At 41.2% G+C, this 11,710-nt stretch carries 8 protein-coding genes and 1 pseudogene; 3 read left to right on the top strand and 6 right to left on the bottom strand.

The window, feature by feature from the left end; genetic code table 11:
• Positions 1–110: 110 nt before the first annotated feature.
• Both ACM0OW_RS06055 and ACM0OW_RS06050 read right to left on the bottom strand, forming a co-directional pair.
• A complete protein-coding gene (locus ACM0OW_RS06055; RefSeq protein WP_414549129.1) occupies positions 111–1,619 on the bottom strand; it encodes an ATP-binding protein in 1,509 nt (502 codons plus the stop codon).
• A 7-nt stretch (positions 1,620–1,626) separates the two neighbouring features.
• Entirely contained in the window at positions 1,627–3,567 is a 1,941-nt protein-coding gene (locus ACM0OW_RS06050; protein WP_414549128.1) for a PAS domain S-box protein, read from the bottom strand.
• A gap of 651 nt (positions 3,568–4,218) precedes the next feature.
• Between ACM0OW_RS06050 and nrdJ the strand changes: the two genes are divergently transcribed.
• A complete protein-coding gene (gene nrdJ, locus ACM0OW_RS06045; protein WP_414549127.1) occupies positions 4,219–7,614 on the top strand; it encodes a ribonucleoside-triphosphate reductase, adenosylcobalamin-dependent in 3,396 nt (1,131 codons plus the stop codon).
• Positions 7,615–7,702: 88 nt separating this feature from the next.
• Positions 7,703–7,918 (top strand): hypothetical protein, encoded by a 216-nt coding sequence (locus tag ACM0OW_RS06040; RefSeq protein ID WP_414549126.1) that lies wholly within the window; start codon positions 7,703–7,705, stop codon positions 7,916–7,918.
• 120 nt (positions 7,919–8,038) lie between these two features.
• Here ACM0OW_RS06040 and ACM0OW_RS06035 read toward each other — a convergent pair whose 3' ends face one another.
• Positions 8,039–8,272: a hypothetical protein gene (locus ACM0OW_RS06035; protein ID WP_414549125.1), complete on the bottom strand. Its 234-nt coding sequence runs from the start codon at positions 8,270–8,272 to the stop codon at positions 8,039–8,041.
• Between the two features lie 52 nt (positions 8,273–8,324).
• On the opposite strand from ACM0OW_RS06035, the gene ACM0OW_RS06030 reads away from it, so the two are divergent.
• A complete protein-coding gene (locus ACM0OW_RS06030) occupies positions 8,325–8,561 on the top strand; it encodes a type II toxin-antitoxin system HicB family antitoxin (protein WP_414549124.1) in 237 nt (78 codons plus the stop codon).
• A gap of 11 nt (positions 8,562–8,572) precedes the next feature.
• On the opposite strand, the gene ACM0OW_RS06025 is transcribed toward ACM0OW_RS06030, so the two are convergent.
• From ACM0OW_RS06025 to ACM0OW_RS06015, 3 genes and pseudogenes are all read right to left on the bottom strand, one after another.
• Positions 8,573–8,803, bottom strand: a complete 231-nt coding sequence (locus tag ACM0OW_RS06025) for a type II toxin-antitoxin system HicB family antitoxin (protein WP_414549123.1) — start codon at positions 8,801–8,803, stop codon at positions 8,573–8,575.
• 124 nt (positions 8,804–8,927) lie between these two features.
• Entirely contained in the window at positions 8,928–11,117 is a 2,190-nt protein-coding gene (locus ACM0OW_RS06020; RefSeq protein ID WP_414549188.1) for a tetratricopeptide repeat protein, read from the bottom strand.
• 72 nt (positions 11,118–11,189) lie between these two features.
• Positions 11,190–11,653: pseudogene (locus ACM0OW_RS06015) on the bottom strand (hypothetical protein).
• Positions 11,654–11,710 lie beyond the last annotated feature (57 nt).

Raw genomic sequence — 11,710 nt, 5'->3', positions numbered from 1 at the left:
AGGGTGCAGGGGAGAAGAAACTTACTCAGCAAGCCCTACTTCTGTACGGGCGGGTTTACTAAGGATTTCGACAAACCACAGACTAATTGCTTAAACCCGCCCCTACTCACTCAGCACTCAGCACTCTCCCAACTCAGGGGCAAAATTACTGTGAATGTTGTACCGACACCAACTTGACTGGTGACACTGATTTGACCCTGATGAGCTTCCACACACCTTTTGACGATTACTAAGCCCAATCCTGTACCCTGAATTGATTTGACATTAGAAGCTCGATAGAATGACTCAAACAGTCGCTTCTGATCTGCTTCAGGAATGCCAATTCCTTGATCTTTAATCTGCAAAATAGCTACTTTTTCTAGGTAATCACAGGTTAAATCAACCTGAATATTTCCGTGTTCAAGAGAATACTTAACTGCATTAGAAACTAAATTAATAAATATGTACTGTAAGAGTTTTTCATCTATCAAAGCATCTGTGCATTTACTATGACAGGTAAAGATAATTTGATTTTCACCATTAGTAATCAGAGAAAATTCTTCAATAAATTCTCTACATACTTGCTCTAAGTTGACTAAATGGGGATGACACTCAATTTTTCCTACATCTGACTTACCCATGAACAGCACATCTTCCATTAATTGTTTCATGGATTCTACAGCACCTTTAATTCGCCGGATGTAAGTGCTTTTTTTGGCTGCTGTTAAACTATCTCCCTGGATTTCTATGAGTTCCACGGCTGTTTGAATTACAGTGAGGGGATTACGAAAATCATGAGAAACTGTAGAGATAAATAGGGACTTGAGATTGTTGAGTTCGCGTTCTTGATTCAATGCTCGCTCTAACACTTCTGTTTGCCGACGTTCGCTGAGATCCCAGAAAACAATTACTACACCATCTATCTGATTAGCTCGCCGCATAATGGGTGAAGCACTATCTCCAATGGGAATTTTATGCCCATTTTTGGCAATCAGAGATGTGAATTCACCTAAATAAACAACTTTTTTCTCTCGAAGGACTTTTAATACTGGATTTTCTAGTGCAGCGTCTGTAATTTCATCGACAAGATTAAAAATTTTTGATATATCTTTTCCCGTAACGTCTGCTTGCTTCCAACCAGTTATCAACTCAGCCGCCGGATTCATGAATGTCACTTTTGCCTGCTCGTCGGTAGCAATGACAGCATCGCTCATTGAGTTTAAAAGTGTGGCTAATCGGTCTCGATTCTCTCGCAAATCCTGTTCTAGTTGGTGTTTTAATAAACCAATTTCAACAGCTATTCTTAAATCTTTGGCAGTAAATGGTTTAACTACATATCCAAAGGGTTGAGTGAGTTTAGCACGTTGTAAAGTCTTGTCATCACCATAAGCTGTGAGGAAAATTACGGGAATATCTAACTGCTCACGAATAGTAGCAGCAGCTGTAATTCCATCCATCTTACCTTTGAGGATAATATCCATTAAAACCAGTTGTGGCTTAGTTTCTAATGCCTTGGCGATCGCTACTTCTCCTGAAGAAGCTTTACCCGTAACCATGTACCCTAACTGATTCAGTTGATTGGCAATGGTTCTAGCTACAATAACTTCATCTTCAACGACTAAAATTTTCACGTGATCCATTTGAGATTTATTGATGCAAAGTTAGATGGGGAAACTGTATTTTGAATATGGTGCCATGATGACGTTCTACTGTAATGCGGCCTTCTATTTGTTCTGTCACTAAGTCATAAACTAATGAAAGTCCTAAAGAATCAGCATTACTCCAATCTAAATTATCTGGCAAACCAACGCCATTGTCTTGAATAATGATTTCAATTTTGTCACCAATATCATGTAAATCAATAGTAATCTTGCCTGTTTGTTGTTTAGGAAAAGCGTGTTTGAGAGAATTCGATAATAATTCATTAATTACCAGACCACAGGCAATAGCTTGATCAACATTTAGATGGACTGGATCTATATTAGTTTCTAGGGAAATTTTGCCTGGTTCTATCTGATAGGACATGAGGATACTGTTTACCAGATTCTGGACATAATCAACAACATCTAGTTTGCCAATATTAGGAGAAATGTATAAGTTTTTGTGAATTAGAGAGATGGAATCAATGCGGTTTTGGCTATCTTGGAAGACTCGGCTGATTTCTGGATCTTTGAGGGTTTGAGACTGGAGTTGTAAGAGACTCGATACAATTTGTAAGTTATTTTTAACTCGATGATGAATTTCTTTTAAGAGAACTTCTTTTTCTACTAATGCAGTTCTTAAGTTCATTTCAGCTTTTTGTCTCTCAGCCAATTCATTCTGAGCTTGTTGGAATATACTCGATTGTTGAATGGCGATCGCAATCTGCACTGTTAGTTGATCAAGCAGATCCAGTTGATTATCTTCCCAATCTCGCTGACGAGAGCATTGGTGAGCTACCAATAAACCCCACAAACGTGAGCCAGTATTTTCTTCGTCTATCTTGAGCAGAATCGGTACGACTAAATTAGCTTGGACTTCAAACTGTTCTAACAAGTGCAGATGACAATCAGTCAATCCAGCATCGTAAATATTAGCGATCGCCCGCTTGCGTCCCTGGCGATATTCTACACCTCCACCTGTCTGAAAACACGTATCTTCAATTTTTACCCCTAAAGCCACTGTCCATCCTGAACCCACCGATTCAGCCATAATTGTGCCACTCATATCTGGGGCGAACTGATAAACTACAACTCTATCAACCTGGAGTAAATCCCGCACTTCTTCAACTGTAGTATTCAGAATTTCTTGCAGATTTAAAGATTTCCGAATTCGTTGAGCTACTGTTCGCATCAATTGTTCGCGTTCAGCCTGAGCTTTAAAAGCTAGTTCAGCTTGCTTACGTTTTGTAATGTCCGAGAATATAGCTAATATTGCCGATTCCCCATTAAAAATTAAATACTGAAATGAAGCGATCGCCCAGAAATTACTTCCGTCTGCTCTCTGAAGTAGCAATTCATAATTCTGAACTGATTCATGTTGATTCAGCGTTGCTAAAATCGCTTTTCTCTCCGCCGGATCATAGTATAAATCTGATACTGGGCGATTGGCTAAATCCTCTGCTGAACAACGAAATATTTGCAGCAATTCTGGATTTGCATATAAGATTAAACCGTCTGATGCACGGGAAATAATTAATGGTACAGGAATGGCTTGATAAATTGACCGACATCTATCTTCATCTTCCTGAAAGTTTCTATCTATTTTTCTTCCTTCTGTTACATCTTGAATATCTACGAGATGGGCATTATATTTACCATATTTTATTGCGTGTGTAACAGTTTCAACATAAATAATGTTGCCATTTTTTTGACGATGTTTCCATTGACCAGATAAGTTTGATCCTGAATCTTTTTCAGCTAAGTATTTCTGTAATAAAATTACATCTTCTGGAGAATAAATATCAGTTATTTGCATTTGCAAAAACTCTTCGCGAGAGTAGCCATATTTAATAACAGCAGCTTCATTGACATCTAAAAACTGCCCATTGTTTTGGTCATATAGCCATATACTGTGAGGATAATTGGCAAAAATCAAACTAAAATTCATACAGTCCTCTTCAAGTATTTTTTCCCAGGTTAGGAAATTTCCTCATCATGAAATTGCTATTATTTACCCAACTTAGACTTATTTATTTAAGTATTTGTTTAAAGGTAAACTCAGGGTTAACTGTAACGAAGGTATCTATAAATATTTAATTATTGACATACCACGCCTATAAGGGACGTAGTTTTAATGAGTCCTAAGTCTCCGTTTTTTTACTACACCACTGGCTAAAAATTTAGGAAATTTTACAGCGCACTGTTTTATGAACCTCAATATGTATCAAAAACTCATCAGTAATAACTATCTAATCAACCCACCTCTCACTTTTAGTTTGTCTACTTAGGTAGCTTTACTAGCTGATGATAGTGTATATAACTAGAACTATTACAGTTGTATCATGCCTATCAGGGCAAAATCAAAGAATTTTTCTATATTATCTATCGGATAACCGCATTTCACAATACAATTTTATACGTTTGAATTATAACACAGTACAAAAATTACCACCAGAGTGAAAAGACATTATACATGATAGATTTTAGTTCTCATTAGTACAGGAGCAGTGGTAGCGCAAAGTGGAAAATTTGGCAATCTTTAATCCTAAATCTAGTTAGCGTATAGTCATAATCTGTTCGCAAGCAACAAGACTTGATTATGGTTCGAGAGTTAGAAAGAAAACGTCAGAGTGCAAAATTTCCAGAAACCGCCCCAGCTGCCAATCCTGTATTTTTTAGAACCTACAGCCGCCGCACCAAGGCAGGGCTGAGGGAAACATGGGATGAGGTATGCGATCGCACTATCCAAGGCATAATCGAACTAGGGAAGCTCACCCCAGGGGAAATTGCCATCCTAGAAAATATGCAACGTAACCTCAAAGCCTTACCCAGTGGACGCTGGCTATGGGTAGGTGGTACAGACTGGGTTAGTAAACCTAAAAACTTTTCTGGGGCTTATAACTGCACTTCCACCAACCTGCAAGACTGGAGCGCTTTCGGGTTGATGATGGATTTAGCCATGATGGGCTGTGGTACGGGAGCCGTTATAGAACCGCAATATATTAATCAATTACCTCCCATCCGCAATTACTTAAATGTGACGGTAAATGGAGAAATTGGTAGCACATCTCCAGAATTACGTCGTGAATACACCCAAACCCAGATAGAAGGTAACAACGTTACTATCCATGTGGGAGATAGCCGGGAAGGTTGGGTAGAATCCTATAAAAGCTTATTGGAACTTTCCACAGATGAACGATTTACAGCAGAAGTGCAAGTAGTCGTTGATCTGAGTGATGTTCGTCAGTCGGGAGAAACTCTCAAGGGCTTTGGCGGGGTGGCTAATCCTGTCAAGTTGCCAGGACTTTATCAGCGTTGTGTATCCATCCTCAATAAAGCTATAGGCAGACAATTAAATTCGGTGGAATGCTGTTTGTTAATTGATCAAGCCGCTGTGACAATTGTTGCTGGCAATATTAGAAGAAGCGCGGGGATTCGTCAGTTCGTTTCTGACGATGAACAAGGCGCAACTGCCAAAGATAACCTTTGGCAACAGGATGAAAATGGCAACTGGCGCATTGATCCTGAGCGTGACGCTTTACGGATGGCCAACCATAGCCGTGTATTTCACCATAAGCCCACATTAGAAGAATGTGTAGAAGCTGTTCGCAAACAGTATTACAGTGGCGAAGGCGCGATTCAATGGGCTGGTGAAGCAGTTGCTCGATCCAACTGTGATTTGCTAAATACACCAGAACTGAAAACAGAGTTTCTGCAAGCATATCACCAAGGAAAAGCCAAAGAATGGATACAAGAACGTTACCCAAATATTGATGCTCCAGAATTAACACATCGTTTGGGTAGATACGGCTTAAACCCCTGTCATGCAGGTGATACCTTAGTATCTACTAATCAGGGATTAGTACCCATTAAAGATTTAGTTGGTAAACCATTTCAAGCTTTAGTTGACTTGCGTTCTGTAGGATTAGATGGAGTCAAATTAACTGATGCGATCGCTTTTCCCACAGGAGTACAAACAACTTATGTAATTACTTTAGCAAATGGCCAGCAAATGAGATGCACGGCTGACCATCAACACTTTACCAATCACGGATGGGTAACAACTAAAGACTTAACATCTGAGCATCATATCTATATCCAAAAAGGAGCAGGATACTTTGGTGAGGGTACTATCACGGTTGAACAAGCACAAATGCTTGGTTGGTTATACGGTGATGGCTCAATTTACAAGGGTTCTAAAGGATTAGACGCTGTATTCTACATCAATACAAATGAATACGAAACTGCTTTTCCTCTTTTGAACTCCGCCGTGGAATCTTTGACAGGTTATAGTCACAAGCCAAGTCTAGTGAAAGGTGTTTATACATTTCATAGTGGCTCATTTTTAATGGATTCATTTCTCAAGAAACTAGGTGTACAGTCAAAAGACTGTTTACCGGATCAATTTTTCTCTCAATCAAGAGAGGTAATCATTGGTTTCCTACAGGGATTGTTTTCCGCAGACGGTTGCGTGAATGTCAAAGGTAGAAATATTGAACTGCGTAATCGTTCACGGCAATTACTAAGTCAAATTCAGATCATTCTACTTAACTTAGGCATCAAAAGTAGTCTCCTAATCAAACAAAAGCCAGGAAATATAGGAGTTCCATACACATTAAAAGATGGAACTAAAAAAATCAGTCAAAATCGGGGTAGCTGGAGACTAATAATTTATTCAGGAAATGAAGCCAGAAAATTCTGGGAACTTATAGGTTTTCCTCTCACACCTGATAAGCAAGGACGTTTAACAACACTGGCTACCAAGCAATCATCAAGGAAATATAGTGAAGCTATTATTAGCCGTAGGTTCAGTTCAAAAGTTCAAAGCATAGAAGAATTTGGAGAAGAACCTGTTTATGATCTTCATGTTCCCTTGACTCATTCCTTCATTGCTAACGGTTGCATTACTCACAATTGCGGAGAAATTATTGGTAGCAATTTTCACTGTAACTTGGCGGAGATACACTTAAATCAAATTGATCCCAAGAACTATAAAGAACAAGAGGAAGCTTTCACGGCTGGGGCGTTATCTGTAGCAGCACTTTTAAATCATCAATTTTTAGAACCCCGCTATCAAGAAAGCCGGGAATTAGATCCGATTGTGGGGGTTTCTTTCACAGGTTTATTTGATTTCTTTGTTCATGCTTTTGGTGTTGATTGGCTGCATTGGTGGGAGGAAGGTAGACCGGAAACTCCCCAAGGATTAGCCTTTAAGCAAGAGGAACAGAAATATTTAACCTTCTGGAAAGATACGGTGCATCGAGTTGTGTGGGAATATTGCGATCGCCATCAAATAAAACGACCAAATCGCTGTACTACAGTCCAACCCAGTGGCACTAAATCATTGCTCACCGGGGCTAGTTCTGGCTGGCATCCCCCCAAAGCGCAAAGATTTATTCGCCGCATCACTTTTGGCAAAAATGACCCCGTAGCCCTAGCCTGCATTGACTACGGTTACAGTGTAATCCCCTCCCAATCTGACAAAGATGAACAGGGTAATTTGTTAAATGATCCCTTTGACCCCCGTGTTAGTGAATGGCTAGTAGAAATCCCTGTGGCTGTATCTTGGGCTGATGTCCCCGGAGCCGACCAAATTGATGTTTCTCAGTTCTCTGTACTAGCGCAATTTGATTTTGTCCTGCAAGTTCAGCGCTGGTATGTGACTCACAACACATCAGCAACATTGGAGTTGCGCTCTGAAGAAGTTGAAGGACTGGGACAGAAGATTTACGAAACCATCCAAAATGATCAGGGTTATATCTCCGCAGCACTTTTAGCTCGGTTTGACGACTTACAATCATTCCCCCGGCTACCATTTGAGCCAATAGACAAACTCACTTATGAGCGTTTAAGTCAAGAAGTGAAAGAGCGACGGAACACAGATGATTTCTGTGCAGTTCTCAGCCGCTATGATTCCGGAGAGTTAACAGAAGCTGGCCCCAGTGGCTGTGATTCTGACAAGTGTATGTTTCCCGACCAGGGGCCAATGTCCTAAACAGACATAAACTGACTTGTAGAGACGCGATTCATCGCGTCTCCAACTTTCCAGGTTAGGATCAATTCAAACAACAGGAGACTGAAATATGTTCATTGATGAATTGTCGCCAATATTTAAAGAATTAACCAAACACCCAGTTTCATTTATGGGCGGATTTTTCTCAGGTGTGCTGCGACTCAACCTCAAGGATGACCCCGTAAAAAGCTGGCTGGATAAACAAATCAACTCAACTGGTTATACTACCCCAAGTAATAGCCACAATGGCAAAGCTAGTGGCCCTCAGCAAATTTCCATTGACTAAAATTTTGGAGCATCTCAAAAACCACTAACCCGGAATTAACGGGTGAGGTTAAGAAATGCTGAGTAGAAACCAAGTAAGGGCGGGTTTATTAAAATTATTATTAGTAAGTGAGCATATCTGTCATAGCTTGCGTGGCGTAGCCATACCCGCCCCTACATCAAGGCTTTCAGTAATTAACAATGTTCTAAGCTTCTTGGCGGTTGCTATAAATAGAAAATTACTGGCTATCATTTGGAAATATAATGATGGCGATCGCCACCATAAATAAAGATCCCCGACTTCTTGAAGAAGTCGGGGATCTGAGCCTCTCGCTAGTGGCAAATCAGAGAGAATAGCTATATTTTTATGAGACAATAAAATTAAAGTGATAACTTATAGTTTGATCATCTGAATAGGATGGGATTTTATGGCTATACGCTTCATTTTGAGCGACTATGTTGAACAAGCAAAAGCTAGTGCGGTTTATGACAAGCTCGAAGATGATACATTTGCGGGTAAAATCCCTATTTGTCAGGGAGTTATCGCCTTTGGCTCGACTTTGCGCGAGTGTGAAAATGAGTTACGTTCAACACTAGAAGATTGGATTTTGCTGGGGTTGAAACTGGGACATCCTCTACCAGTAATTGATATTAGTATGAAATAGCCATACCTCAATTAGCTCTCTTCTCCGCGCCTCTGCTTACTGAGCGAAGTCGAAGTATGCGACTCTGCGTGAGCTTTATTTTGTTGACGATAGGCAAGAATCATTTCTTTGGTTGCATCTTGTAACATCGCTCGACATTCTTCTAGAGTTTCTCCCTCAGTGATGACTTCTTGCCATTCAATGAGTTGTCCCATATATCCGCTATTAATTTTTGTATATTTTGCAGTGTATGTAATTAACATCAGGTAGTTGTGAATGAAATTCTATAATTTATCGTAGTTTATTTTTTTCTAGGCAAGCATTAGTGTAGATATCGCAATCATTATTGTCTGTGAATTATCGCCTGTACAATACCATCAATAATTTTTATCCTGAATTTCGTTGCTGGCAAATTTCCAAATTTTTACGAACAGTAATAGTATGGGGATGATTGTCTCCCAGCAGGCGTTTTCTGAGTTCTAAAGCTTGGAGATACAGGGGTTCGGCTTGGTCGTACCTTCCTTGGGAATAGTAGAGTTGAGCCAAGTTGTTGAGGCTGGTGGCGACATGGGGATGATTGTCTCCCAGCAGGCGTTTCCAGAGTTCTAAAGCTTGGAGACACAGGGGTTCGGCTTGGTCGTACCTTCCTTGGTCAGAGTAGAGTGCAGCCAAGTTGTTGAGGCTGGTGGCAACATCGGGATGATTGTCTCCCAGCAGGCGTTTTGTGAGTTCTAAAGCTTGGAGATATAGGGGTTCGGCTTGGTCGTGCCTTCCTTGGGATTTGTATAATACTGCCAAGTTGTTGAGGCTGGTGGCGACTGAGGGATGATTGTCTCCTAGCAGGCGTTTTGTGAGTTCTAAAGCTTGGAGATACAGGGGTTCGGCTTGGTCGTACCTTCCTTGGTCAGAGTAGAGAGATGCCAAGTTGTTGAGGCTGGCGGCGACTGAGGGATGATTGTCTCCCAACAGGCGTTTTCTGAGTTCTAAAGCTTGGAGATACAGGGGTTCGGCTTGGTTGTACCTTCCTTGGGATTTGTAGAGTGCAGCCAAGTTGCTGAGGCTGGTGACGACATCGGGATGATTGTCTCCCCGCAGGCGTTTAAAGAGTTCTAAAGCTTGGAGATACAGGGGTTCGGCTTGGTCGTACTTTCCTTGGTCAGAGTAGAGTGCAGCCAAGTTGTTGAGGCTGGTGGCGACTGAGGGATGATTGTCTCCCAGCAGGCGTTTTGTGAGTTCTAAAGCTTGGAGTAACAGGGATTCGGCTTGGTCGTACTTTCCTTGGGATTCGTACAGTGTTGCCAAGTTGTTGAGGCTGATGGCGACTGAGGGATGATTGTCTCCCAAGCGGTCTTGTGCGGTTGATAAACATTGCTGTCTCCAAGGTTCGGCTAGGGTGTACAAACCTTGTTCTGCGTAAAATCTGCCCAAGCCGAGGAAAGGCCAAATTAAATCTTCATCACAGACGTATGGAATGAGATGATTTGCTACTTCAGCTAGATGAGGTATGGCAAGGGAAACAGCTTTGATTTCCTCAAGTGTGGGAGTGTCAGTAATTTTTTTTGCAACTGCTACCATTACCTGAGAAACGTAACCCTTAAATTCCTCTACCTGTTCTAAACCTGTAAGCTTAGATTGGAAAAATTCCCGCAGCAGTGGATGTAGTTGATAGATTCCCTCACTTTTGCGCTGGAGTAAATGCAGATACAGCAGCTTATCGTCCCGAATTTCCTCTAAATCTTCCTCATCTTCTTCTGGTAGGCACTGTTCTACTAATTTCCAGGGTATGGGTGCAGCTGCAAATAAACTGAGTACACAGCCTAATTGTTGATCATCCTCTGTTAATTCCTGCCAACTCAACTCAAAGGCGGCTTTCACTCCCAGTTGTGCTGTCATATCAGCATCTGGCTTCACCAGTGCAGCTTGTTCTAATCGCTTTTTCTCCAAACGCCCCATCATTTCCGATAGGGACAAATCCTGTTTCCGCGCCAGATATCGCCCCACCAACTCCAAACCCAAGGGTAAATATCCTAGCCATGCACACAACTGATTTGCTACATCTAATTCTCTCTCAATTCGCTTTGGTGTTTCTCCCAGCAAAGACCATAACAACTCCAACGCTGCATCTGGTTGTAATACATCCAAAGGTAATTGCTTGATGGCTGCACCCAACAGTTGGCGCGTAGTCATCAACACTCTAAATCTGGAAGATAGCCCATTTAGGTAAGTTTTGACTTGCTGGTAATCTGTGACATCATCCATCACTAGCAGCACATCACCTTCACGCCAATTCCTCAAGCAGAATTGCACTTGTGCGGGTAAATCAAAATCTTCTGGTGGGTTTAAATCAAGCTGAGTTCTGGCAAACTGCACCACTTGAACGCCCACATCCCCAGATTTGACTTGTAACCAGCAAATTCCACCTTTGTATGTGTCGCGCTGAGTCATTGCATATTGCAAGGCGAGTTCTGTTTTACCCAGTCCACCCATTCCCGCAATTGCAGCAATGGCTACTTGGTTATTTTCCTGTAAAAGTTGGTGGAGTTTTTGCAGTTCTTCATCACGTCCCACAAATTTCACCACCCCACTCAGGGGTAAATTTTGCGGTGTTTCAGGATTTAACTTTACCTGTTCCTGTTCGGGCGACTTTAGTCAGTTGTATGTGTTGCGCTGTTCCTGAATTGTGATTTGTTGGGCAACCATTGCCCCTTTTTCAGCTTGTATACTTTCTGCTAACTTGGCAAAGTTATTGACAATTGATGGCTGCGCTTGGATTTCTGCTGCTAATTTTTGAATTTCCTCAGCACTCTGGGACTGATCTTTATTGACTGTTGCTTCAACTTCTCTCACTGATTGAGCAATTTCAGAATCCCAGTCTGCGGCTTGTTTCAATTCCAGTACTGCTTGACCATAATCTAACGTTTGCTGTGGGTTTCCCTCTGGCGTATTCGCTAGTAAGGAGACTTTATTTTTCTTTTGTAGCTGTGCGATTAACTCGTTACTTTTTTGGATTGCTGCTTCCCCAAGCTTTTCGCCTGTTTTTTCTAAGGCTTTAGTTAATACTATTGTAGCGATCGCTGTTCCTATCCTACGGCTGTTAGTGTTATTGGTTCCATATCAATAATATTAAAAGGTTATACTTATTTGACTCAGTATAACCGTTTTTTAACAGA

This window comes from Anabaena sp. CCY 0017, assembly GCF_963920885.1.
Classification (GTDB): Bacteria; Cyanobacteriota; Cyanobacteriia; order Cyanobacteriales; family Nostocaceae; genus Nodularia.
The sequence above is the reverse complement of the archived record's forward strand: the minus strand, read 5'-3'. Positions and strand labels throughout refer to the sequence as shown.